Consider the following 25,292-nt stretch of genomic DNA (forward strand, 5'->3'; position numbering starts at 1 on the left):
TTTATGTTTACACGATTTTTACTGCTGGCCCTGCTTGCGGTTGCGCCGCTGGCCCAGGCTGTCGACCAGACCAATCCCTATGCGCTGATGAACGCGGCGGCGGATAAAACCTTTACCCGCCTCAAGAACGAACAAAGCCAGATTCGCGCCAATCCCAACGTGCTGCGCGATGTGGTGCGTGAAGAACTGCTGCCCTATGTGCAGGTCAAATACGCCGGCGCGCTGGTGCTCGGCACCTATTACCGCCAGGCCACCCCGGCGCAGCGCGATGCCTACTTCAAGGCTTTCCAGGCTTATCTGGAGCAGGCCTACGGCCAGGCGCTGGCGATGTACAGCAACCAGACCTACCAGGTTGCCCCGCCGCAGCCCGTGGGCGATGCCACGATCGTCGCCATTCGCGTCACCATCGTCGATCAGGGTGGGCGCCCGCCGGTACGGCTGGATTTTCAATGGCGCAAGAACAGCCAGACCGGTAACTGGCAGGCCTACGATATGATCGCCGAAGGGGTGAGCATGATCACCACCAAGCAGAATGAATGGGCCTCGACGCTGCGCCAGCAGGGGATCGAGGGGCTGACCAGGCAGTTACAGGCCGCCGCCGCGCAACCTATCTCGCTGGATAAGAAAAGCAATGGCTGAAACCCTGAGCTGGCAAGCCGAGGAAGACACGCTTGTCCTGCGGGGCGAGCTTGATCGCGTCACGCTGTTGCCGTTTTGGGAACAGCGCGAACAGGCCCTGCAGGGCATCCGCTTCCTGGACGTCTCGCGGCTGGATCGGGTGGACTCCGCCGGCGTGGCCCTGATGCTGCACCTGTGCGCGCTGCAGGCCAGGCGCGGCGGTACGCTCATGCTTACCGGCGTCACCGATAAACTGCGCACCCTTATCACCTTGTACAACCTGCATAATATCCTGCCCTGCGCGGACGATTCGCCCGGCTGACAGAATGAACACATTATTGCCTGTTTCCGATGACGACGTATTCATCTAAGATATCGGCTTGTTTCCCGACCCATGACAGTGATTTGACCCTTATGGAAAACCACGAAATCAAAGAAGTGCTGATGAACGCCGAGGCGTTGGCATTGGAAGAAGCGCATGTAACGGGCGATGGCAGCCATTTTCAGGTCATCGTCGTGAGCGAGCGGTTTGCCGCCATGAGCCGCATTAAAAAGCAACAGGCGGTCTACGGCCCGTTGATGGAATATATTTCGGACAATCGTATCCATGCACTCTCTATCAAGGCGTATACCCCGGAAGAGTGGCGGCGCGATCGTAAGCTGAATGGTTTTTAAGTTGTAGGCGATGCCGCGCTATGGCGTTGTATATCTAAGCCCGTTAAATACAGAGAGCAGTGTTGATGGATAAATTCCGTGTCCAGGGTCCGACCCGCCTGAATGGCGAAGTGACCATTTCCGGCGCTAAAAATGCGGCGTTGCCGATATTGTTCGCCGCGCTGCTGGCGGAAAAGCCGGTAGAAATACAAAATGTACCAAAATTAAAAGATATCGATACCACGATGCAACTGCTGCGCCAGCTTGGCGCCAAAGTCGAGCGCAACGGGTCGGTGCATGTGGATGCGGGCGGGGTGGACGTGTTCTGCGCGCCTTATGAACTGGTCAAGACCATGCGCGCGTCCATCTGGGCGCTCGGGCCGCTGGTAGCCCGTTTCGGCCAGGGACAGGTTTCCCTGCCCGGCGGCTGCGCCATCGGCGCACGGCCGGTGGATCTGCATATTACCGGCCTTGAGCAGCTCGGCGCCACCATCAAGCTGGAAGAGGGTTATGTCAAGGCGTCGGTGGACGGGCGGCTGCGCGGCGCGCATATCGTCATGGATAAAGTCAGCGTCGGCGCCACGGTAACCATTATGAGCGCCGCCACCCTGGCGGAAGGCACCACCATTATTGAAAACGCCGCCCGCGAGCCGGAAATTGTCGATACCGCCAACTTCCTGATTACGCTTGGGGCGAAGATCGCCGGCGCCGGAACCGATAAAATCACCATCGAGGGCGTGGAACGCCTTGGCGGCGGCGTTTATCGCGTGCTGCCCGATCGCATCGAGACCGGTACCTTCCTGGTGGCGGCGGCGGTCTCCCGCGGGCGCGTAGTCTGCCGGGCAACCCGTCCCGATACGCTGGACGCGGTGCTGGCCAAGCTGCGCGAAGCCGGCGCGGATATCGAAACCGGCGACGACTGGATAAGCCTGGACATGCATGGCCAGCGGCCTAAAGCCGTCACCGTGCGCACCGCGCCCCATCCCGGCTTCCCCACCGATATGCAGGCTCAGTTCAGCCTGCTGAACCTGGTGGCCGAAGGCACCGGCGTGATTACCGAGACCATTTTTGAAAATCGCTTTATGCATGTGCCGGAGCTGATCCGCATGGGCGCGCGGGCGGAGATAGAAAGCAATACGGTCATCTGCCACGGGGTGGAAACCTTGTCCGGCGCGCAGGTGATGGCCACCGATTTACGCGCTTCCGCCAGCCTGGTGCTGGCCGGATGCATTGCCGAAGGCGTTACGCTGGTGGATCGCATCTATCATATCGATCGCGGCTATGACTGCATCGAGGCCAAGCTGCGCAAGCTGGGCGCCAATATCGAACGCGTCACCGGCGAATAACCGCTTATCGCCCTGCCGGTGTTTTCAGGCAGGGCGTTATTCCCCCGCTCCATCCCCGCTTAAGCGTCGGCCGCTGGCGTATTCATCGGCACCGTCAACACCCCTGTTAATCCGAAGCCGGATATTCCTGGATGGTCACATTCAGCGTCAGCTTGGCGCCGTTGCGTAAAATCACCACCGGGATCACCGAGCCTGGCCTGATTTCCGCCACCTGGTCCATGGTTTCAATCGCCGATATCGCCGGCTTATTGTTGACGCTAAGGATAACGTCGGTGACTTTGATGCCGGCCTGCGCCGCCGGGCCGCCGGGGGTGACTTCATTGACGATAATGCCCTGGATGCGATCCATATTGGCGCCGGTGGTATGAAGGGGCGCCACCTCGCGCCCGCCGATGCCGATATATCCGCGGATCACCCGGCCGTCGCGAATCAACTTGTTCATCACCTTGGTGGCCAGGGCGGTGGGAATGGCGAAACCGATGCCTTCCGGCGTTTCGCCGTTATTGCTTTTATCGAACGACAGGGTATTGATCCCCACCAGTTCGCCCAGGCTGTTGATAAGCGCCCCACCGGAGTTGCCGCGGTTGATGGAGGCGTCGGTCTGGAGAAAATTCTGGCGCCCTGAAGGGCTGAGGCCGATGCGGCCGGTGGCGCTGATAATGCCCTGGGTCACGGTCTGGCCCAGGTTATAGGGATTGCCGATGGCCATGACCACATCGCCGATATGCGGCGCGCGGCGGGGATTGATGGGGATAACCGGCAGGTTGGTGGCGTCGATTTTCAGCACCGCCAGATCGGTGAGGCTATCGGAGCCGACCAGCAGCGCCTCATAGACCCGACCGTCCTGCAACGCCACGATAATCTGCTCGGCATCGTTGATAACATGCTTATTGGTGAGCAGGTAACCCTTCTGGTTCATGATGACGCCGGAACCCAGGGTATGGATTTCCAGTTCGTTTTGGGAACCGGTATTCATGCTGCGGTTGTAAACGTTGACCACGGCCGGCGCGGCCCGGCGCACCGCCTGGTTATAGCTGACCGGGGTCTCGTCGTCGCTGTCGGCATGGCCGGCAATCAGCGTGCCGGTGGTGGAACGCAGCCCAGGCAACGCCAGCAGCATGACGCCCGCGATGATAAGTCCAAAAATAACCGCACGTAGAAGCTTAACCAGCATGATGTCCGAACAAGAGAAAGGAAATAGCGGCAGGATAACATGAGTTTATCGAACGCTGCATGGTCAGTGTCCGATTTTTTATGTTTTGACCTATACCCGTCATCTTTCGCGCGACAGGTGCGTTGGCTACGCTTATTCACCCGAATCACTTACACGAGTAAGCTCATCGGGATTCACTCGCTTGCCGCCTGCCTGTCACCCGAAAGCTATAGGGTATACCCGTCATCTTTCACGCGACAGGTGCGTTGGCCACGCTTACTCACCCGAATCACTTACACGAGTAAGCTCATCGGGATTCACTCGCTTGCCGCCTGCCTGTCACCCGAAAGCTATAGGGTTCATCAGCGCAGTAACAGGAAAATACTCTCGTCGCCGCGCATGATATTCATGGCCATGACCGCGGGCTTGGCCTCCAGCACTTTACGCAACTGAGTGATGTTTTCCACCCGTTCGCGGTTGATGCCGATGATCACATCGCCTTTATGCAGGCCGATCTGGGCCGCCGGGGTGTCTTTGGCCACGTCATCCACCGCCACGCCCTTGGTGCCGTCCTTCAACTGCCCGTTGCTGAGCGAGGCGCCCTGCAGGGCCGGGGTCAGGATTTCCGCGCTGCTGGTGGTGGCGGCGCTGTCGTCAAGCGTGACCGTCACTTCCACGGGTTTGCCTTCGCGCAGCAGGCCCAGCTTAACGGCCTTGCCCGGCGCGGTGGTGCCGATTTTCACCCGCAGCTCGGCAAAGCTGGTAATAGGCTTGCCTTCGATAGACACGATAATATCGCCGGCCTTCACCCCCGCCTTGGCGGCGGCGCCGCCCGGCAGGACTTCGCTGACAAAGGCGCCGCGCTGGGTATCGATCTTGAAGGCCTTGGCCATATCGGCGGTCATTTCGCTGCCCTTGATGCCGAGCAGGCCGCGTTTGACCGCGCCGAATTCAATCAACTGCTGACTCAGGTTTTGCACCATATTGCTCGGGATGGCGAAGCCGATGCCGATATTGCCGCCGCCGGGTGCCAGGATGGCGGTATTGATGCCGATAAGCTCGCCGTTGAGGTTAATCAGCGCCCCGCCGGAGTTGCCGCGGTTAATGGAAGCGTCGGTCTGGATAAAGTTTTCCAGCCCTTCCAGGTTCAGGCCGCTGCGCCCCAGCGCCGAGATAATACCGGAAGTGGCGGTCTGCCCCAGGCCGAAGGGGTTGCCCACCGCCACGGCAAAATCGCCGACCCGCAGGCTGTCCGAATCGGCCATCTTGATTTCACTGAGGCCTTTCGGGTCCGGCAGCTGCAGCAGCGCGAGATCGGTCTGTTCGTCGCGTCCGACCAGCTTGGCGTCGAACTCGCGGCCGTCGTTAAGCTGCACCTTGATTTTATCCGCGCCGTTCACCACATGGTTGTTGGTGATGACATACCCCTTGGCGGCGTTGATGATAACGCCGGAGCCCAGGCCTTCAAACGGACGGGAATCGCCGGGCTGCTGATCGCCCTGCGGGGTGCCCGGGCCGAAAAAGTATTTGAATTCCTTCGGCAGGGTCGGGCGCTGCACCTGCTGGGTACCTTCCACATGTACGCTGACCACCGCCGGCAGCACTTTTTCCAGCATGGGAGCCAGGCTGGGCATGGTCTGCCCGGGTACCGCGGCCGGCAGCGCCGCCTGGGCAGGCAGGGAAGAGGTTAAGCCGAATGAGATGCAAAGTGCCAATGCGCTGAATAAAGGTGTGGTTTTCATTAAACTTATTACTCGCTTGCTGTCCGTGAACGACGCCATTAATCATTAACCATGTTAAAACGCCACTTTTTGTTCTTCTATGACCCTGTTGGGACGGCTAAAGTTCAGCGGTGGCGCAGTAAGGTTATGTCAGCGGGGGCTGGCGATATCCCGCCTTATTGTAAAGTTATTTACGTGGTTCCCGCGTGCCACGCAGCAGGCCGGTGGCGCTGGCGGGGTAATCCCGCGGCTGCATGCCCGCCGGGATTTGATCGTTGTCCGATTCCGCCTCGGTCAGGCGGTAACGGAACGGATTATCTTCGCCGGTCTGGTTGGGCAACAGGCTATTGGAGCCTTTGGCCATATGTTGGTAAAGCTGGCGGTAATCGTCGGCCATGTTATCGAGCAGTTCGGCGCTGCGGGCGAAATGGCCGGTCAGCTCCTCGCGGTATTCTTCCAGCTCCGCCTTGCTCTTTTCCAGCTCATGCTGCAGCGTTTGCTGCTGACGTAGTTTGCGGTTGCCGAACCGCATTGCGACCGCACCGATGATGATACCGACCACTAATCCAATCAGCGCATATTCCCAGGTCATAATGACTCCTATATTTGACTTCGTTGTCCCGTAGGGTTTTCACACTCTATACTTCCCACTATAACCGTTTACCCGGTCGGTGGGGAATCCCGATAGCGTCACCGCGGGCAAAGCATTGTTATTTGTTGCCCTTGTGTTCCGCGGCGCGGCTGTTTAAGCTGGCCGCAACAAAAGTGTTACAAATAATCGTATCAGGGATCGTTTGCCGCCATGCATGTCACATCGCCATTATCCCTCTACCAGCAGATGCTGGCAGGAGGCGAATACCAGGCCGACGCCGTCCAGGCAGCGGCCGTCGATAAGCTTGAACACCTTCACCGCCAACTGCTGGCGAAGCCCGCCGCCGCGCCGGCCGCCGGCGGGCTGTTGGGGCGCCTGGGCCAGCGCCTGCGCGGCAAAAAAAACGCCGAAGCCGCCGAACCCGTACAGGGATTATATATGTGGGGTGGGGTAGGGCGCGGAAAAACCTGGTTAATGGATCTTTTTTTTCAAAGCTTGCCGGGAGAACGTAAGCTGCGCCTGCACTTCCACCGCTTTATGCTGCGGGTGCACGAGGAGATGAACCGTCTGCAGGGGCATGAGGACCCGCTGGAACTGATTGCCGATGATTTCAAGGCGCAAACCGACGTGCTTTGTTTTGACGAGTTTTTTGTCGCGGACATTACCGACGCCATGCTGTTGGGTACGCTGATGCAGGCGTTGTTCGCCCGCGGCATCACCCTGGTCGCCACGTCCAATATCCCGCCGGACGACCTGTACCGCAACGGTCTGCAGCGCGCCCGCTTTCTGCCGGCCATCGCGCTGATCAAACGCCATTGCGCGGTGATGAACGTAGACGCCGGCATTGATTACCGGCTGCGCACCCTGACCCAGGCGAGCCTCTACCTGACGCCGCTGGATCAGCAGACCGCCGCCGATATGGCGCGCATTTTCACCCGCCTGGCCGGCGCACGGCCGGACGGCGCGCCGGTGCTGACGGTCAATCATCGTCCGTTGCCGACGCTCGGCGCCCGGGACGGCGTGGTGGCCCTGGATTTCGCCACGCTGTGCGCCGGCGCCCGCAGCCAGAATGATTATATTGTCCTGTCCCGCCTTTATCACAGCGTGCTGCTGCACAATGTGCATGCGATGGGCCCGCAGGATGAAAATACCGCCCGGCGGTTTGTGGCCCTGGTGGATGAGTTCTACGAACGGCAGGTTAAGCTGGTGATTGCCGCCGACGCGCCGCTGGAGTCTTTGTACCAGGGCCAGTTGCTGCGTTTTGAATTCCAGCGCTGCCTGTCGCGCCTGCAGGAGATGCAAAGCGAAGAGTACCTGGCCCTGCCGCACTTGCCGTGAGCGGCGCGCCCGCCGACTGATTGGGCTGGAATCGTAAATAACAGTCGACCTTTGGCCTCGTCTTCTCTATAATCTTGCGACCCCACGTTACAAGAAGTTTTTTTCCCGAAAACTTCGATCGCGCCAGCAACGGCTATTCGAAGGGGTAGGTTTGCTGGACTAGATAGCCGTGTGAGCCTCATAACTATTCATTGAAGCGTTTGGGTGTTCACCAACGTGTAACTTTAATTGGGTAAGCTTTTAATGAAAACATTTACAGCAAAACCAGAAACCGTCAAACGCGACTGGTATGTTGTCGACGCCAGCGGTAAAACCCTGGGTCGTCTTGCTACTGAACTGGCCAGTCGCCTGCGCGGGAAGCATAAACCGGAATTTACGCCGCATGTTGATACCGGTGATTATATCATCGTGTTGAACGCCGAAAAAGTTGCCGTCACCGGCAAAAAGCGTACCGACAAAATCTATTATCATCATACCGGTTTCATCGGCGGTATTAAAGAAACGACCTTTGAAGAGATGATTGCCCGCCACCCTGAGCGTGTGATTGAAATCGCGGTTAAAGGCATGCTGCCAAAAGGCCCGCTGGGTCGTGCAATGTATCGTAAACTGAAAGTTTACAAGGGTACCGAGCACAACCACGCGGCTCAGCAACCGCAAGTTCTGGACATTTAATCGGGATTATAGGCAATGGCTGAAAATCAATACTACGGCACTGGTCGCCGCAAAAGCTCCTCCGCACGCGTCTTCATGAAGCCGGGTAGCGGTAACATCGTTATCAACCAGCGTAGTCTGGATCAATACTTCGGTCGCGAAACTGCCCGCATGGTAGTTCGTCAGCCGCTGGAACTGGTCGACATGGTTGAAAAGCTGGATTTGTACATCACCGTTACCGGCGGTGGCATTTCCGGTCAGGCAGGCGCAATCCGTCACGGTATCACCCGTGCACTGATGGAATATGACGAATCGCTGCGCGCAGAACTGCGCAAAGCCGGCTTCGTTACCCGCGATGCCCGTAAGGTTGAACGTAAGAAAGTCGGTCTGCGTAAAGCACGTCGTCGTCCGCAGTTCTCCAAACGTTAATTCCCGGCTGTTATTATTACAGCTGACAAAGCCCGGCACGGTCCGGGCTTTTTTATTTCCCGAGCGTTGATTTAACGCCAAATATCTGATTGCGTCGATGTATTCAACGCGATTTGCCACACGCCATCCCCCTAAACATGCAAAAATCTGGTAAACTGTTAAACACTTTTATGTCTGTTGATGTCGCCGGCGATTTATCATGATGCCGCAAGCAGCGCTTGCCGCGGTTGCGATGGGCAGCGTGGCGCCAGGTGAATTAACAGTCAAACAATTTCAGGATAGTAGCCGGGTTAGTTGGCTATTCGCGGTATTTTCTAGATAAACTTGGAGGTTTTCATGGCTGTCGCTGCCAACAAACGTTCGGTGATGACGCTGTTTTCTGGCCCGACCGACATTTTTAGCCATCAAGTACGCATCGTACTGGCGGAAAAAGGTGTCAGTGTCGAAATTGAGCAGGTAGAACTTGATAATCTACCGCAGGACCTGATTGACCTCAACCCTTACCGCACCGTGCCGACCCTGGTCGATCGCGAACTGACCCTGTATGAATCGCGCATCATCATGGAATATCTTGACGAGCGTTTTCCCCATCCGCCGTTGATGCCGGTTTATCCGGTCGCGCGCGGCACCAGCCGTTTGATGATGCATCGCATCGAAAACGATTGGTACTCCCTGATGCGCAAGGTCGAGCAGGGCAGCGCCCAGGAAGCGGAAGGCGCCCGCCGCCAGCTGCGTGAAGAGCTGCTGGCCGTAGCGCCGGTATTTAACGAAGCGCCGTACTTCATGAGCGAAGAGTTCAGCCTGGTGGATTGCTACCTGGCCCCACTGCTGTGGCGTTTGCCGCAGATGGGGATCGAGTTGGCCGGCGCCGGCGCCAAGGAGCTCAAGGGCTATATGACGCGCGTATTCGAGCGTGACGCTTTCCTGGCCTCCTTAACCGAAGCTGAGCGCGAAATGCGCCTGCAAACCCGGGGCTAAGGTATGGAAGTCTCTCAACTCTCCCCACGCCGCCCCTACCTGCTCCGGGCGTTCTATGAGTGGCTGCTGGACAACCACCTGACGCCGCACCTGGTGGTGGATGTCACGGTGGACGGCGTCTCGGTGCCGATGGAATTTGCCCGTGACGGACAAATCGTCCTCAATATCGCCCCCCGGGCGGTGGCAAGTCTCGAGCTCACCAACGCCGAAGTGAGTTTTAACGCGCGCTTCGGCGGTATCCCGCGTCAGGTCAATGTGCCCATTGCCGCCGTGCTGGCCATTTATGCCCGCGAAAACGGCGCCGGCACCATGTTTGAGCCGGAAGTCGGCTATGAGCAAAATGGCGTGGCGGAAGATGCGTCGACCCTGGGTAACGCGCCGGAAACGGTCATGTCCATTATTGACGGCGACCGTCCTGATAGCGATGATGACTATCATCCCGATGACGAGCCGCCAACGCCGCCGCGTGGCGGGCGTCCGTCGCTGCGGGTCGTGAAATAAGCCAAAGGCCCCTCTGCGCCCATCACGGCGGGAACGATTTCATCCGTACCCGTAACGGCAAGGCCCTCCCGCCCCTGGCGGAGCGGGAGGGCCTTAGCGGCAATCACACTTCCAGGTAGTTCATGATGCCATCTGCGGCCTTGCGGCCTTCGGCAATGGCGGTCACCACCAGATCGGAACCCCGCACCGCGTCGCCGCCGGCGAAAATCTTCGGATTACTGGTTTGGAACGCGGTTTCGGTGCCTTCCGGCGCGATAATCCGTCCCTGGCTGTCCAGCTCGACGCTGAAATCCGCCAGCCACTGCATACTGTGCGGACGGAAACCAAACGCCATGACCACCGTATCCGCCGCCAGCACGTGCTCCGACCCGGCGATAATCTCGGCGCGCCGACGGCCGTGCGCGTCCGGTTCGCCCATGGCGGTGCGTACCATCTTCACACCGCACACTTTACCGGCGGCATCGATTTCGATGCTGACCGGTTGCAGGTTGAACATAAATTCCACCCCTTCCTCGCGCGAGTTTTTCACTTCGCGTTTCGAGCCGGGCATGTTTTCCTCATCGCGGCGATAGGCGCAGATCACATGGGTTGCGCCCTGGCGTATCGAGGTGCGCACGCAGTCCATCGCCGTATCGCCGCCGCCCAGCACCACCACGCGTTTGCCTTCCATGCTGACGTAAGGCGCCGACTCGGGGTTTTCAAAGCCCATCAGCTGCTTGGTATTGGCTATCAGGAACGGCAGCGCGTCCACAACACCGGGCGCGTCCTCGTTTTCCAGGCCGCCGCGCATGGACTGATAGGTGCCGACGCCCAGGAACACCGCGTCAAACTCGCCCAGCAGATCGCTCATCATGATGTCTTTGCCGACTTCGGTATTCAGCCGAAATTCAATGCCCATCTCGCTGAATATCTCGCGGCGTTTGATCATCACGTCTTTTTCCAGCTTGAACGACGGGATGCCGAAGGTCAACAGGCCGCCGATTTCCGGATGGCGGTCGAACACCACCGCCTGTACGCCGTTGCGCGTGAGCACGTCGGCGCAGGCCAGCCCCGCGGGACCGGCGCCGATCACCGCCACCCGCTTGCCGGTGGACACAATGCCCGACACGTTGGGCTTCCAGCCCATTTCAATCGCCTTATCGTTGATATAGCGTTCGATATTACCGATGGTGACCGCGCCGAATTCGTCATTCAGCGTACAGGAGCCTTCGCACAGGCGATCCTGCGGGCACACGCGTCCGCACACTTCCGGCAGGCTGTTGGTCTGGTGCGACAGCTCGGCCGCTTCGATAATCCGGCCTTCGTTGGCGAGCTTCAGCCAGTTGGGAATGTAGTTATGTACCGGGCATTTCCACTCACAGTAAGGGTTGCCGCAGGAAATACAGCGGTCCGCCTGCGCCTTGGACTGCGATTCCGAGAACGGCTCGTAGATTTCCACAAACTCAATTTTCCGGATCTTGAGCGGTTTTTTAGGCGGATCCACACGCTGCAAGTCGATAAATTGATAAACATTTTGACTCATCATTAACCTCTTACTGCGCTTGCACGCGAAGCTCTGCCGCAGAACGGCTGCGGTGACCCAGCAACGCTTTCACATCACTCGATTTTGGTTTGACCAGGGTAAATTTCGATGCCCAGGCCGGCCAGTCGGCCAGGATTTCTTCCCCGCGATGGGAGCCGGTCAACTGGACATGTTCGGTAATCAGGCCGCGCAGGTGTTCTTCATGGATGGCCAATTGCTCCACGTCCAGCACTTCCACCAGTTCGTGATTCACCCGCTTGCGGAAATCGCCTTCTTCGTCAAGGACATACGCGAAGCCGCCGGTCATGCCCGCGCCGAAATTGACGCCGGTACGACCCAGCACGCAGACGATGCCGCCGGTCATATATTCACATCCGTTGTCGCCGATGCCCTCCACCACGGTGATGGCGCCGGAGTTACGCACCGCAAAGCGCTCGCCGGCGCGGCCGGCGGCAAACAGCTTGCCGCCGGTGGCGCCGTACAGGCAGGTATTGCCGATAATGGTGGCTTCATGACTGCGAAACGCCGAGCCCACCGGCGGACGGATAACGATACTGCCGCCGGCCATGCCTTTGCCGACATAATCGTTGGCGTCGCCGGTCAGGGTCAGCTCCACGCCGCCCGCGTTCCACACGCCGAAACTCTGGCCCGCGGTGCCGGTGAAAAAGGCCTTGATCGGATCGGCGGATAAGCCCTGGTCGCCGTGCTGCGCGGCAATGGCGCCGGACAACGAGGCGCCCACCGAGCGATCGGTGTTATGGATATCGTAATAAAACGTCTTGCTCTGGCGCAGCTCCACATGGGGCATGGCCTGTTCGACCAGGGTTTTGTTCATCAGTCCCTTGTCGAACGGCGGATTGCTGCTTTCCGTGCAATACAGCGCCTTGCCCGGATGCGGGGTGGCGGTTTTCAGCAGCGGCGACAGGTCCAGCTTATGCTGCTTGGCGGAAATGCCGTCCAGCTCCAGCAGTAAATCGGTGCGGCCGATAAGATCCACCAGCCGGGTCACGCCCAGCTCCGCCATGATTTCGCGGGTCTCCCGGGCGATAAAACGGAAGTAGTTGGTCACCAGTTCCGGCAGGCCGTGATAATGATCGCGGCGCAGCTTTTCATCCTGGGTGGCCACGCCGGTGGCGCAGTTGTTTAAATGGCAGATGCGCAGGTATTTACAACCCAGCGCCACCATCGGACCGGTGCCGAAGCCGAAGCTCTCCGCGCCGAGGATCGCCGCTTTGATGATGTCCTGGCCGGTTTTCAGGCCGCCGTCCACCTGCAGGCGTATCTTATGGCGCAGGCCATTGGCCACCAGCGCCTGCTGGGTTTCCACCAGGCCCAGTTCCCACGGGCAACCGGCATATTTTACCGACGACAGCGGGCTGGCGCCGGTGCCGCCGTCGTAGCCGGCGATGGTGATTAAATCCGCATAGGCCTTCGCCACGCCGGTGGCAATGGTGCCCACGCCGGGCTCGGAAACCAGTTTGACCGAAATCAGCGCCTTTGGATTGACCTGTTTTAAATCGAAAATCAGCTGCGCCAGATCCTCGATGGAGTAAATATCATGATGCGGCGGCGGGGAAATCAGCGTCACGCCGGGCACCGAATAACGCAGCTTGGCGATATACGGGGTCACCTTATCGCCCGGCAGCTGGCCGCCTTCGCCCGGCTTGGCGCCCTGCGCCACCTTGATTTGGATAACATCGGCGTTGACCAGGTAGGCCGGCGTGACGCCGAAGCGCCCGGAGGCGACCTGTTTGATGCGCGAGACCTTATTGGTACCGTAGCGGACCGGGTCTTCGCCGCCTTCGCCGGAATTGGAGAAGCCGCCCAGGCTGTTCATGGCCTGCGCCAGCGATTCATGGGCTTCCGGGCTGAGGGCGCCGATGGACATGGCGGCGGTGTCAAAACGTTTGAACAGGTTTTCCGCCGGCTCCACCTGGTCCAGGGACACGGCGTTGCCGTCGGGCTTGATGGCCAGCAGGTCGCGCAGCATGGCGATGGGACGTTCGTTGACCAGCTTGGCGTACTGCTGGTATTCGCCGTACTCGCCGCTTTGCACCGCCCGCTGCAGGGTCTTGACCACGTCCGGGTTGTAGGCGTGGTATTCGCCGCCGTGGACATACTTCAACAGGCCGCCCTGATCCAGCGGTTTGCGTTTCAGCCAGGCGCGTTTGGAGAGATTCAGCAAATCTTGTTCAAATTCACTGAAGCTGGCGCCGCCGATACGGCTGACCACGCCCTGGAAACACAGATCCGTCAGTTCGCGATGCAGGCCGACGGCCTCAAACAGCTTGGAACAGCGGTACGACGCCACGGTGGAGATGCCCATCTTGGACATGATCTTATACAGGCCCTTGTTGATGCCGTTACGGTAGTTCAGCATCACGGTACGGTAATCTTTTTCGATGGTGCCGCTGTCGATCATGGCCGCCAGGGTTTCATAGGCCAGGTACGGATAGATGGCCGTGGCGCCAAAGCCAATCAGCACCGCAAAATGATGCGGGTCGCGGGTGCTGGCGGTTTCCACGATCAGGTTGGCGTCGCAGCGCAGGTTTTTTTCCACCAGGCGGGTATGGATGGCGCCCACCGCCATCGGCGCGGGCACCGGCAGCCGGGTGGGGGAAATGGCCCGATCGGTCAGCACCAGCAGCACCGTGCCCTGGCGCACTTTCTCTTCCGCGTCGTCGCACAGCTTGAGCAGCGTCTCGTGCATATTGCGCTCGCTGGGATCGTAGGTGATATCCAGCTTGTCGGCGCGGTAATGATGCTCTTCCTGGGTGGTCAACTGGGTAAAATCGGAGTAGAGCAGGATCGGCGATTTAAACGCCAGCCGGAACGCCTGGCCTTCCGCTTCGCAGAACACGTTCATTTCCCGGCCGATACAGGTGGCCAGCGACATGACGTGGGCTTCGCGCAGCGAGTCGATGGGGGGGTTGGTCACCTGGGCGAACTGCTGGCGGAAATAATCGTAAATTACGCGCGGGCGGCTCGACAGCACGGCAAAGGGGGTATCGTCGCCCATGGAGCCGGTGGCTTCCTGGCCGTTTTCGCCCAGTACGCGCAGAATGGCGTCCAGCTCCTCATTGGAATAGCCGAACTGCTTCTGGTAGGTTTCCAGCAGGGTATTGTCCAGCTCGCGGTGACCGACCTGATCGTCGGACAACTCCTCAAACGGCGTCAGGCGGCGCACGTTCTTTTCCATCCATTCTTTATAGGGATGGCGGCTTTTCAGGTCGTTATCGGTTTCCGCCGAGTGCAGGATACGCCCGTTGCGGGTATCGATCACCATCAGCTCGCCCGGTCCGACGCGGCCTTTTTCCACCACTTCGTCGGGCTGGTAATCCCAGATGCCCACTTCGGAGGCGCAGGTGATAAGCTTATCGGTGGTGATGACATAACGCGCCGGGCGCAGGCCGTTGCGGTCCAGGTTACAGGCGGCGAAACGGCCGTCGGACATCACCAGCCCCGCCGGTCCGTCCCAGGGTTCCATGTGCATGGAGTTAAAATCGAAAAAGGCGCGCAGCTCCGGGTCCATATTGGGATTGTTCTGCCAGGCAGGCGGCACCAGCAGGCGCATGGCGCGGATCAGGTCCATGCCGCCGCTCAGGAACAGCTCGAGCATATTATCCAGCGAACTGGAGTCGGAGCCGGTTTCGTTAACGAACGGCGCGGCGTCCTGCAAATCCGGGATTAGCGGCGTCTTCAGCTTATAGGCGCGCGCCCGCGCCCACTGCCGGTTGCCGGTGATGGTATTGATTTCGCCGTTGTGCGCCAGGTAGCGAAACGGCTGCGCCAGCGGCCAGCGCGGCACGGTATTGGTGGAGAAGCGCTGGTGGAACAGGCAAATGGCCGATTCCAGCCGCAGGTCCGCCAGATCCAGGTAAAAGCGCGGCAGGTCCGCCGGCATGCACAGGCCTTTATAAATGGTCACCAGATTGGAGAGGCTGCAGACGTAAAAACTGTCGTCGGCCACGCGCTTTTCTATACGGCGGCGCGCCACGTACAGGCGGCGTTCCATATCACGGGGACGCCAACCCGCCGGTGCGTTGACAAAAATCTGCTCGATACGGGGCAGCGAGGAGAGTGCGATTTCACCCAGCACATCGGGATTGATGGGAACCTCGCGCCAGCCGACTATCGACAGCGTTTCGTTTTGCAGTTCCTCTTCGACAATCCGGCGGCTGGCGCGGGCTTCGTCTTCATCGCGGCTCAGGAATATCATGCCGACGGCGTAGTTTTTAGCCAGCCGCCAGCCGCGCTCCAGCGCCACCATCTGATAGAAGCGATCGGGTTTTTGCAACAGCAGACCGCAGCCGTCGCCGGTCTTGCCGTCGGCCAGGATGGCGCCACGATGCTGCATACGGGCCAGCGCATGAATAGCGGTTCGGACCACCTTGTGGCTGGGCTCGCCTTCTATATGGGCAATCAGGCCGAAGCCGCAGTTGTCCTTCTCTTGGGATTCATCGTACAACATATCGTGGACCTCCCCAGGCTCCAGGTGACTCTCACAACCTACTGCGAGGAGGCGTATCCGTATTGAGCGGCAGCGGATTAAACGTCCTGCTGTTCCACTCTCTCCAGGTAACCTCATCGTGGCGGTCTTTGCTCGTGATAAACGACTTGCTTTAAGAAGGAGTCTTCATAACTGCATAACTATGACGAGTCGTTAACCCGTCCAGAATTCTTCCAGCGGCCTTCCAAATTAACGATAAACACCACGCAGGTCAAATCCCGCTAGAAAGGGGCTTAAATCGCCTGAAAACACTATTAACCAGTTGATAATAATCTAATTAAAGCCGGTTTGACCGTCGTCTGGGCGGCGGGAGCGGCCGGCGCCGATATGCGCTGTCTCACTGTAGTGCAGCGCTAGTATCTCTGCACCATGCTAGTGCTAGGTCCCATAACAGCAGGATCTGCTGGCTAGCGTGTTTTCTGGCGTGTATGGCTCTGTTTTGTCGCGATAGTGACATTATGAATGATTCGCCGGGAGAAAATAAGAAATTTTAATCGATGAGAATTGATTTTATTCTCACCTTCTTTGCATAAATATGCGATACGGCCGGCGACGGCGACGGGTATTGATCGATATCATCGCGGCCGGCGGGCAAACCGGCTAGTCTGGACGACCTCAACCGGCCGGGATAACCAGAATATGCAGTTGCTGCAGGTAGTCAATATGTTTGGCGGCGATCTTCTGCGCCGCTACGGCCAGAAAGTGTATAAACTCTCGCTGCACGGGGGGTTTAGCTGTCCCAACCGCGACGGTACCCTCGGACGCGGGGGCTGCACGTTTTGCAATGTCGCCTCTTTTGCCGACGAACAAAGCCAGTTCCGCAGCGTCGGCGAGCAGGTAGCCGGCCAGGCGCGCAACGCCGACCGGGCCAAACGCTACCTGGCCTATTTTCAGGCCTATACCAGTACTTATGCAGAAGTGAGGGTTTTAGACCGTCTCTACCGCGAGGCGCTCGCGCAGGCCGATATCGTCGGCATCTGCGTCGGCACCCGTCCGGATTGCGCGCCGCCCGAGGTATTGGACTTGCTGGCCGGCTACCAGCGCCAGGGGTATGAGGTCTGGCTGGAACTGGGGCTGCAAAGCGCGCAGGATAAAACCCTGCGCCGTATCAACCGCGGTCATGATTTTGCCTGTTATCGCCATACCGTGGCGGCGGCGCGGGCGCGGGGCCTGCGCGTGTGCACGCACCTGATTGTCGGCTTGCCGGGCGAGGGGGCGGCGGAATGCCTGTCCACCCTCGATCGGGTGTTGGCGGCGGGCGTCGACGGCCTGAAGCTGCATCCGCTGCTGCTGGTCGAGGGCAGCGTGATGGCCAGGGCCTGGCGGGCGGGGCGTCTTGCCGCGCTAAGCCTGGAGGACTATACCGCCATTGCCGGCGAGATGATCCGCCATACCCCCGCGCAGGTTATTTTCCACCGTATTAGCGCCAGCGCCCGTCCGCCGACCCTGCTTGCACCTTTGTGGTGCGCCAATCACTGGAACGGGATGAATGCGCTGTACAATGACCTCAAAGCGCGGGGCGGCCAGGGCAGCGCCCTGGGCATGCCGTTCTTGCCCGGGGCCTGACCGCCTTCTCCCCCCGCGACGTCACCTACGGTATCGTTTTTTACGGTATGATTGACGGCATCGTCACCCAAGGAAACCGCTATGAAGCAAATCCGCCTGCTGGCGCAATATTACGTCGACCTGATGGTCAAGTTGGGGCTGGTCCGTTTTTCGCTGCTGCTGGCGTCGGCGCTGGTGGTGCTGGCCATGATTGTGCAGATGGCCGTGACCATGCTGCTGCGCGGCGAGGTTGAAAGCATCGACGTGGTGCGCTCGATCTTTTTCGGCCTGCTGATCACGCCCTGGGCGGTGTATTTTCTCTCGGTGGTGGTTGAGCAACTGGAGGAATCCCGCCAGCGGCTGGCGCGGCTGGTGGATAAACTGGAGGAAATGCGCAACCGCGACCTGCAGCTCAACCAGCAGTTGCAGGACAATATCGCGCATTTGAACCAGGAGATTGCCGATCGCGAGAAGGCGGAGGACGCCCGCCAGCGCGCCATGGATAAACTGACCGAGGAAATGGCCCGGCGCGAACAGGCGCAAATCGAGCTGGAACAGCAGTCGTCGCTGCTGCGCTCTTTCCTGGACGCCTCGCCCGACCTGGTGTATTACCGCAATGAAAACAAGGAATTTTCCGGCTGCAACCGCGCGACGGAACTGTTGGTGGGGAAAAGCGAGAAGCAGCTGGTAGGCTTGACCCCACGCGATGTGTATGCGCCGGATATCGCGGAAAAAGTGATCGAAACCGATGAGAAGGTGTTCCGCCATAATGTCTCGCTGACCTACGAGCAGTGGCTGGTCTATCCCGACGGACGCAAGGCCTGTTTTGAACTGCGCAAGGTGCCTTTTTACGACCGGGTGGGCAAACGACACGGCCTGATGGGTTTCGGCCGCGATATAACCGAGCGTAAGCGCTACCAGGACGCGCTGGAGAACGCCAGCAGGGAGAAGACCACCTTTATCTCAACGATCAGCCACGAGCTGCGTACGCCGCTTAACGGCATCGTCGGCTTAAGCCGCATCCTGCTCGATACCCAATTGGATCAGGAGCAGCTCAATTACCTGAAGACCATTCACGTCAGCGCCATCACCCTCGGCAATATCTTCAACGATATTATCGAAATGGATAAACTGGAGCGGCGCAAGGTGCAGTTGGATAACCAGCCGATGGATTTCAACGCCTTCCTGACCGATTTGGAGAACCTGTCCGGCCTTTTGGTGCAGCCCAAGGGGCTGACGCTGGTGATGCAGCCCTGCGCGCCGCTGCCGGCCGCCATTCTTGCCGACGGCACCCGCCTGCGCCAGATCCTGTGGAATCTGATTGGCAACGCGGTGAAATTTACCCGCAGCGGTGAAATTATTATTCGCGTCCGGCGCGAAAAAGACGATCTGCTGTGCTTTGACGTGGAGGATTCCGGTATCGGCATTCCCGAGGACGAGCAGGACAAGATTTTCGCCATGTATTACCAGGTCAAGGATCAGAACGGCGGCAAGCCCGCCACCGGCACCGGCATCGGCCTTGCGGTGTCAAAACGCCTGGCGCAGGCCATGGGCGGCGATATCCAGGTAAAAAGCCAGCCGGGCAAAGGCTCGTGTTTCAGCTTGTCCATCACGGCGCCGGAAGTGCGGCCTGAGCCGAAGGACGACGAAGATGACCTGCCGCTGCCGGCGCTCAACGTACTGCTGGTGGAGGACATTGAGCTGAATGTGGTGGTGGCGCGTTCGGTGCTGGAAAAACTGGGCAGCAGCGTGGATGTGGCGATGACCGGCCGCGACGCGCTGGAGATGTTTGATCCCGATGAATATGACCTGGTGCTGCTGGATATCCAGTTGCCGGATATGACCGGGCTGGATATCTCCCGCGAGCTGCGCCGGCGCTACGCCGGGCGGGATTTGCCGCCGCTGATCGCCCTGACCGCCAACGTACTGAAAAACAAACAGGAGTACCTCGATGCCGGCATGGATGATGTGCTGAGCAAGCCGCTGGCGGTATCGGCCCTGACCGAGGTCATCCAGCGCTTCTGGGATCATCCCGGCGATCGGCCCGCCGACGCGGAGGATGCCGCCGGAGCGCCGGCGGCGCAGGCCATACTGGACACCGCGATGCTGGAGCAGTATCTGGACCTGGTGGGACCGTCCCTGATATACCAGGGCCTGGAGATGTTCGAGAAGATGATGCCGGGGTATATGACTCTGCTGTCGACCAATATGACCGCGCGCGATCGGCACGGCATCGCCGAGGAAGGCCATAAGATCAAAGGCGCCGCCGGTTCCATCGGCCTGCTGCACCTGCAGCAGTTGGCCCAGCAGATCCAATCGCCGGAACTGCCGGCCTGGTGGGATAACGTGCAGGAGTGGGTGGACGAACTGGGGCAGGAGTGGCGTAACGATGTGCAGACGCTGCGGGAGTGGGTACGGAAGGCTGAAAAAAAATGACCCCGACCTAGGCCGGGGTGCGCGAAGATTGCGCCAACACCAGGGAAACTGTTGCCCGCCCATTCTCAGGTGTTGTTGGTTGGCGGGGTGGTAATATTCGTTAAGCGTTAATTATCAACATAGCAAAAGAACGCTGTAATGTTACAAGAACCATTAAAATTTGGGATGTAGAATAGACTTTGTCAATAGAAATAATATTTTCACCGGCCTGATGGAAGCGAGGATATTTATGAAACGCGTTGGCGTCGTTTTAAGCGGATGTGGCGTGAATGACGGTAGTGAAATTCACGAAGCGGTACTGACGTTACTGGCCCTGGACCGCGCCGGGGCGCAGGCGGTGTGTTTTGCGCCGGATAAACTCCAGGCCCATGTTATTAATCATTTTTCCGGCGAGGAAATGACCGAAAAACGCAATGTCCTGGTTGAATCCGCGCGTATCGCGCGCGGCCAGATACGTCCGTTGGCGGAGGCGCGCGCCGATGAGCTGGACGCGCTGATCGTGCCGGGTGGATTCGGCGCCGTGCTGAACCTGAGCGATATCGCCGGCAAAGGGAACGAGGGCGACGTGGATGCCGATTTGCGTCGTCTGACGCAGGAAATACATAAACAACGTAAAGCAATCGGTTTTATTTGCATCGCCCCGGCGCTGTTGCCGAAACTGATTGATACGCCGCTGCGGTTAACCATCGGCACGGATAACGATACCGCGGAAATGATCGAAGACATGGGGGGCATCCATGTGGTGTGCCCGGTGGATGATATTGTGGTCGATGCCGACAATAAAGTGATCACCACGCCCGGCTATATGCTGGCCACCTCCATCACCGAGGCGGCGAAGGGCATCGATAAACTGGTGGCACGGGTACTGGAATTCACCGCATGAGGATCGCAGGCGGCCGGTTTTCCGCATGGCGCGCGGCGAAATGGCTGCTGGCGGGGTGCGCTGCGCTTGTCGGCGCGTGGCTGGCGGCGGTGGTGCTGTTTGCTTTTCTGCCGGTGCCCTTTTCGGCGGTGATGATGGAACGGCAACTGGGCGCCTGGCTGCACGGCGATTTTGCCTATGTCGCCCATTCCGACTGGGTCGGCATGAGCGATATTTCGCCGAACATGGCGCTGGCGGTGATTGCGGCCGAGGACCAGAAGTTTGCCCGGCATTGGGGATTTGATATCGACGCTATCCAGGCGGCCGCGGCGCATAATGAACGCAGCCAGCGGATGCGCGGCGCGTCCACCATTTCCCAGCAGACGGCGAAGAACCTGCTGTTATGGAACGGACGCAGCTGGACGCGCAAAGGCCTTGAAGCCGGCATTACCCTGGCCATGGAAGGACTCTGGACCAAACGGCGTATCCTGACGGTATATCTGAATATCGCCGAATTTGGCGAGGGGACCTTTGGCGTGGAAGCGGCGGCGCAGCGTTTTTTCCACAAGCCCGCCAGCCGGTTGACCGCCGCGGAAGCGGCGTTGCTGGCGGCGGTATTGCCGAATCCGCTGCTTTTTCGCGCCAATGCCCCGTCGCGTTATGTGCAGATGCGCCAGCAATGGATCATGCGCCAGATGCGCCAGATGGGGGGAGAGGACTACCTGAGGGAAAATCGCCTGCGCTGAGCGCCAGGGGAAAGGGCGGGCGGGAGAACCCGCCCCGCTATTTATTTGATAAAGGTAAACGCGGTGGTGACGTGCTTGACGCCGCTGACCTGGCTGGCGGTTTGCGCCGCCGCCTTACCCTCTTCATTGGTCACCAGTCCCAGCAAAAAGACTTCGCCATTCTCGGTGGTCACTTTGACATTGGATGATTTCACCGCATCGCTGGCCAGCAGCTGCGAGCGGATCTTGGTGGTGATCCAGGTATCCATCGAGGCGCGTCCCAGGCTGACCGGCTGCCCCAGGCGAATTTCGTTATACACTTCCGTGGCGCCGTCCACGCCTACCACGATTTGTTTGGCCCGATTGGCCAGTTCAGCCGTGGGCGCCTGGCCGGTCAACAACACCTTGCCCTGGTAGGCGGTGGCCACAATACGCGCTTCTTTCTTGATCTGCGCGTCTTTGGCCAGGGCGTTGCCGACGCGGGCTTCCAGCGTGCCGTCATCGACCTGGGTGCCTACCGTGCGGGGATCGGTGGCGGTTTTCGTTGCCACCGCCGCGCTGCCGACGACCACCGCACCGACACATCCCTGCAGCAACAGGGCGGTGAACAGCAGTACAAAGGGGAAACGAACCTTCATTTGAGCTCCTTAATCGTCCTGGTGAGGAAACAATGAATTGTCAATAAGATCGCACAGGCAATTAACCGTCAGCATATGCATCTCCTGTATGCGCGCGCTGCGGTGTGAAGGAATACGGATTTCAACGTCCTGCTGCCCGAGCAGGCCGGCCAGTTCGCCGCCGTCGTAACCGGTCAGGGCGATAATGGTCATATCGCGCGTTACCGCCGCCTCCACCGCCTTCACAATATCACGGCTATTGCCCCGGGTGGAAATGGCGAGCAGGATATCGCCGGCCTGGCCGAGCGCCCGCACCTGCTTGGCATAGATTTCCTGATGCAGGCGGTCGTTGGCGATAGCGGTCAGCACTACGCTGTCGGCGTTTAACGCCACGGCCGGCAGGCTTGGCCGCTCGGTTTCATAACGGTTGATCATGCTGGCGGCGAAATGCTGCGCGTTGGCGGCGGATGTCCCGTTGCCGCAGCACAGGATTTTATTGCCGGTGAGCAGCGCTTGCACCAAGGCCGTGGCGGCGCGGGAGATGGCGTCGGGCAAGGCCTCCGCCGCCGCGATTTGGGTTTGGATACTTTCTGTAAAACAACCTTTGATTCTTTCCAGCACGGTAGTTAAGCCTAATCTGTGATAAATGAAGTAGCGGTTATCCCGCTGCGCCGAAGGCGTTTACCAGCCATTCTACGCGGCAACCGGTAATGGCCAGGACATCGAAACGGCAAGAGGATGTTTCCAGGCTTTCGCCCCGGCGCGCCAGCCAGACCGCCGCCGCCAGCAATAACCGGCGCTGCTTGCGGAGGGTGACGCTTTCAGCGGCGCTGCCGAACGCGTTATTACGGCGATAACGCACTTCGACGAATACCCAGGCGCGGGATTCCCGCATGATTAAATCGATTTCGCCGCCGCGCACCCGCATATTGGCGGCGACGAAGCGCATGCCAGCGCTTTCCAGATACCGGCGCGCCAGATATTCCGCCCGCGCGCCGGACCGCTGCCGGGTTAGAGTGCCTGTACCAGTTTTCCCTGTTGGTATTTCAGCCAAGATAGCTTCCTGTTGATGACACAATCCGGTGTCGCCGAGAGCTGGCCGGTTTCGCCCGCCACCTGGAAGCCTGGGATCTGGCGCATTTCGGAGAAATGGTTAACCAGCGTCCAGGCGTCCATGCCCATGGCGTACAGCCTCACCAGTGAATAATCTTCCTTGAACTGCGCGCTGGTCTGTTGCAGCAGTCCGGGATTGGCGCCCGCCAGCAGCGGAATATCGCTGAATTCCAGCCCTTCCATTTCCAGGCGGTAATCCGGGCCGGCCTCGGCCTGGTAGCTGCGCGAACTGGCATACAGGCCCAGGCGCGAGCGCGAGCTGGTGCGCATGTCGATCATGGGCTTGATCAGCGCCAGCTCGGACGGCGTGGCGATAATATACACCGCGTCGACGCCGCCGCCGGCGGAAGGCGAGATCGCCGCATCGCTTGGCGGCGCCGGGATGGTCAGACCGGCAATGGTCACCGACTGCGGTTCCGACGGCGCCGCGGTGGCTACCGGCTGGCCGGAAAGCTGGATGCCGGCGCCGCTGTTGATGGCCTGTTTCAGCTCGCCGACGGAACCGATACGCTGCTCAAGCACGGTGCCGCCGCCGGCTTTGGTCCAGGCATCGGCAAAGGCCTTGACGACGCGATCGCCCAGCGACCCGCGCGGCACCAGCAATAACGGCTGTTGCCGGTGCTGCTGGAAGATATGGTTGGCGGCGTCGCGGGCTTCATCTTCCGGCGAGAGGGAGAAATAGCAGATATTCGCCCGGTTCTGCAGATGCTCAGGCTGGTTGAGGGCCAGGATATTCATCGTGCTCTGGCTGCTGTAGAGTTGTTCCACCTCATTTTTCAGCAGCGGCCCGACAATGATGGTGGCGCCTTCCTGCTGCGCCTGCGCCAGCAGCGCTGGCAGCGGCTGGCTGGAAGTATCATAGACCTTCACTTGCGCATTGCTTGCCGGTCCGGCGGCAACGGGCGCGGCCGCCGGCTGCGGCGCGGCGGTAACGGCGGTGGCGGCGTCGGCCGCCGTGGCGTCGGCCGGCGCGGTGACCGCCTGCGAGGTTTGGCCCGCGGAGGCATCGGTGGGCGGCACCGGGGCGGCGGCCGTATTCAGGCCGTTTTTCGCGGCGTTGAATCCCTGCTGGATGGCATTGGAAAACACCTGGGCCTGGCCGTTCATCGGCAGGAACAGGGCGATTTGCCCGACCGACGAGGGCTGGTAGTTCAGGACCTGGTTGAGCTGGGTCGGCAGGGTCTTGGCCGCCGGGTTCTGCGGATAACGGGTCTGCCAATCCTTGATGCCGGCTTTCAGCAGGGCGGGATCCTGTTTATTGTCCTGGTAGACATGCAGCAGATCCAGCCAGCCCTGGAGAACATTTTCATTGGCGTTAATCACCAGGCTTGCCTGCGGCTGGGCTGAAAAGGCCAGCAGGGCTTGCCAGGTCTGGTCGATATTTTGCTGATGCGCCGCCGGGTCGGCCAACAGCGGCTCCTGGGCAATATAGGCGCGCAGCAAATCCAGCGACGGCTGTTGGCCGGCGCCCGCGGCAATACGCACCTGCAGGAAGCGCGCCTGTTGCTCCTGGGAAAGCTGGCCGGGGTCGAGTTTTTGCAGCGCGGCGGTTGCGTCCTGCGGCCGTTTTTGCGCGACGGCAAGCTCGGCGGACAGCAAAAGCTGCTCGCGCTGTTGGACATCGGTCATCGCTTGGGGTAGCGTGCCGAGCAACTGCTGCGCCCGATCGGTCTTGCCTTCGCCGATCAGGGCGTGAATGGCGAGTAATTGAAAGTCGGTCTTGCTATTATCATTGCCCGCCTGCTGCATTTGCTGCAGGTAATAATCGGCGTTGGCGCCGGCATTGGCGCCGGGCTTGGCCTGGCCGCCGCCGGCAGGGGCCTGCGGCGCCTGGCTGGAACACGCGGCGAGGATCAGCGCAGCCAGCACGACGGGTAGAACACGCCCTGTTTTAAAACCCATGACATATGAGTAAAGCATTCTGTATCCAGTGATGTTTTTTTCAAGATGCTCAATATTAAATCGGCAATCCGGATGAGAC

22 protein-coding genes are annotated in these 25,292 nt (G+C 59.6%); 13 read left to right on the top strand and 9 right to left on the bottom strand.

The window, feature by feature from the left end:
- Positions 1-3: 3 nt before the first annotated feature.
- The 4 genes from mlaC to murA all read left to right on the top strand — a co-directional run bounded on the left by mlaC (position 4) and on the right by murA (position 2,618).
- Entirely contained in the window at positions 4-639 is a 636-nt protein-coding gene (gene mlaC, locus ABUK12_RS19510; protein ID WP_410013363.1) for a phospholipid-binding protein MlaC, read from the top strand.
- Positions 632-940 carry a lipid asymmetry maintenance protein MlaB gene (gene mlaB, locus ABUK12_RS19515; RefSeq protein ID WP_410013364.1) on the top strand — a complete coding sequence of 103 codons (309 nt, stop codon included), beginning with the start codon at positions 632-634 and terminating at the stop codon, positions 938-940. The genes mlaC and mlaB overlap by 8 nt, the downstream gene beginning before the upstream one ends.
- 92 nt (positions 941-1,032) lie before the next feature.
- Complete coding sequence (ibaG, locus tag ABUK12_RS19520) at positions 1,033-1,293, top strand: BolA family iron metabolism protein IbaG (protein ID WP_410013365.1); 261 nt, start codon at positions 1,033-1,035, stop codon at positions 1,291-1,293.
- Between the two features lie 65 nt (positions 1,294-1,358).
- A complete protein-coding gene (gene murA / locus ABUK12_RS19525; RefSeq protein WP_410013366.1) occupies positions 1,359-2,618 on the top strand; it encodes a UDP-N-acetylglucosamine 1-carboxyvinyltransferase in 1,260 nt (419 codons plus the stop codon).
- 106 nt (positions 2,619-2,724) lie between these two features.
- Here the strand turns inward: murA and degS are convergent, their stop codons facing one another.
- The 3 genes from degS to zapG form a co-directional block, all read right to left on the bottom strand.
- Complete coding sequence (gene degS, locus ABUK12_RS19530) at positions 2,725-3,792, bottom strand: outer membrane-stress sensor serine endopeptidase DegS (RefSeq protein WP_410013367.1); 1,068 nt, start codon at positions 3,790-3,792, stop codon at positions 2,725-2,727.
- A gap of 341 nt (positions 3,793-4,133) precedes the next feature.
- Positions 4,134-5,513 carry a serine endoprotease DegQ gene (gene degQ, locus ABUK12_RS19535; RefSeq protein ID WP_410013368.1) on the bottom strand — a complete coding sequence of 460 codons (1,380 nt, stop codon included), beginning with the start codon at positions 5,511-5,513 and terminating at the stop codon, positions 4,134-4,136.
- A gap of 166 nt (positions 5,514-5,679) precedes the next feature.
- Positions 5,680-6,084, bottom strand: coding sequence for a Z-ring associated protein ZapG (zapG, locus tag ABUK12_RS19540; protein WP_410013369.1), 405 nt, complete (start codon positions 6,082-6,084; stop codon positions 5,680-5,682).
- A gap of 210 nt (positions 6,085-6,294) precedes the next feature.
- Here zapG and zapE point away from each other — a divergent pair, with 210 nt between their 5' ends.
- From zapE to sspB, 5 genes are all read left to right on the top strand, one after another.
- On the top strand, positions 6,295-7,422 hold the full coding sequence (zapE, locus tag ABUK12_RS19545; RefSeq protein WP_410013370.1) for a cell division protein ZapE: 1,128 nt from the start codon (positions 6,295-6,297) through the stop codon (positions 7,420-7,422).
- 243 nt (positions 7,423-7,665) lie between these two features.
- Positions 7,666-8,094: a 50S ribosomal protein L13 gene (gene rplM, locus ABUK12_RS19550; protein ID WP_410013371.1), complete on the top strand. Its 429-nt coding sequence runs from the start codon at positions 7,666-7,668 to the stop codon at positions 8,092-8,094.
- 15 nt (positions 8,095-8,109) lie between these two features.
- Complete coding sequence (gene rpsI, locus ABUK12_RS19555) at positions 8,110-8,502, top strand: 30S ribosomal protein S9 (RefSeq protein ID WP_162366275.1); 393 nt, start codon at positions 8,110-8,112, stop codon at positions 8,500-8,502.
- Between the two features lie 336 nt (positions 8,503-8,838).
- Entirely contained in the window at positions 8,839-9,480 is a 642-nt protein-coding gene (sspA, locus tag ABUK12_RS19560; RefSeq protein WP_410013372.1) for a stringent starvation protein SspA, read from the top strand.
- Positions 9,481-9,483: 3 nt separating this feature from the next.
- The gene (sspB, locus tag ABUK12_RS19565) at positions 9,484-9,981 is read left to right on the top strand and encodes a ClpXP protease specificity-enhancing factor (RefSeq protein WP_410013373.1); all 498 of its coding nucleotides are present in this window, start codon (positions 9,484-9,486) and stop codon (positions 9,979-9,981) included.
- Positions 9,982-10,084: 103 nt separating this feature from the next.
- Here sspB and ABUK12_RS19570 read toward each other — a convergent pair whose 3' ends face one another.
- Entirely contained in the window at positions 10,085-11,503 is a 1,419-nt protein-coding gene (locus tag ABUK12_RS19570) for a glutamate synthase small subunit (RefSeq protein ID WP_410016723.1), read from the bottom strand.
- A 10-nt stretch (positions 11,504-11,513) separates the two neighbouring features.
- Positions 11,514-15,974, bottom strand: coding sequence for a glutamate synthase large subunit (gltB, locus tag ABUK12_RS19575; protein ID WP_410013374.1), 4,461 nt, complete (start codon positions 15,972-15,974; stop codon positions 11,514-11,516).
- 678 nt (positions 15,975-16,652) lie between these two features.
- Here gltB and ABUK12_RS19580 point away from each other — a divergent pair.
- The 4 genes from ABUK12_RS19580 to mtgA all read left to right on the top strand — a co-directional run bounded on the left by ABUK12_RS19580 (position 16,653) and on the right by mtgA (position 21,602).
- Positions 16,653-17,579: a TIGR01212 family radical SAM protein gene (locus ABUK12_RS19580; RefSeq protein WP_410013375.1), complete on the top strand. Its 927-nt coding sequence runs from the start codon at positions 16,653-16,655 to the stop codon at positions 17,577-17,579.
- 81 nt (positions 17,580-17,660) lie between these two features.
- Complete coding sequence (gene arcB / locus ABUK12_RS19585) at positions 17,661-19,994, top strand: aerobic respiration two-component sensor histidine kinase ArcB (protein WP_410013376.1); 2,334 nt, start codon at positions 17,661-17,663, stop codon at positions 19,992-19,994.
- A 229-nt stretch (positions 19,995-20,223) separates the two neighbouring features.
- The gene (elbB, locus tag ABUK12_RS19590; RefSeq protein ID WP_410013377.1) at positions 20,224-20,877 is read left to right on the top strand and encodes an isoprenoid biosynthesis glyoxalase ElbB; all 654 of its coding nucleotides are present in this window, start codon (positions 20,224-20,226) and stop codon (positions 20,875-20,877) included.
- The gene (mtgA, locus tag ABUK12_RS19595) at positions 20,874-21,602 is read left to right on the top strand and encodes a monofunctional biosynthetic peptidoglycan transglycosylase (RefSeq protein ID WP_410013378.1); all 729 of its coding nucleotides are present in this window, start codon (positions 20,874-20,876) and stop codon (positions 21,600-21,602) included. Before elbB ends, mtgA begins: the two co-directional genes overlap by 4 nt.
- Positions 21,603-21,643: 41 nt before the next feature.
- Here mtgA and dolP read toward each other — a convergent pair whose 3' ends face one another.
- The 4 genes from dolP to ABUK12_RS19615 are packed head-to-tail and all read right to left on the bottom strand — an operon-like array spanning position 21,644 to position 25,231.
- Positions 21,644-22,219, bottom strand: a complete 576-nt coding sequence (gene dolP / locus ABUK12_RS19600; RefSeq protein WP_410013379.1) for a division/outer membrane stress-associated lipid-binding lipoprotein — start codon at positions 22,217-22,219, stop codon at positions 21,644-21,646.
- Positions 22,220-22,228: 9 nt separating this feature from the next.
- Complete coding sequence (diaA, locus tag ABUK12_RS19605; protein WP_410013380.1) at positions 22,229-22,819, bottom strand: DnaA initiator-associating protein DiaA; 591 nt, start codon at positions 22,817-22,819, stop codon at positions 22,229-22,231.
- Between the two features lie 37 nt (positions 22,820-22,856).
- A complete protein-coding gene (locus tag ABUK12_RS19610; RefSeq protein ID WP_410013381.1) occupies positions 22,857-23,252 on the bottom strand; it encodes a YraN family protein in 396 nt (131 codons plus the stop codon).
- Entirely contained in the window at positions 23,210-25,231 is a 2,022-nt protein-coding gene (locus tag ABUK12_RS19615; protein ID WP_410013382.1) for a penicillin-binding protein activator, read from the bottom strand. The genes ABUK12_RS19610 and ABUK12_RS19615 overlap by 43 nt, the downstream gene beginning before the upstream one ends.
- Between the last annotated feature and the right edge of the window lie 61 nt (positions 25,232-25,292).

Origin of the sequence: Sodalis sp. C49 (genome assembly GCF_046352915.1) — a bacterium.
Taxonomy (GTDB): Bacteria; Pseudomonadota; Gammaproteobacteria; order Enterobacterales; family Enterobacteriaceae; genus Acerihabitans.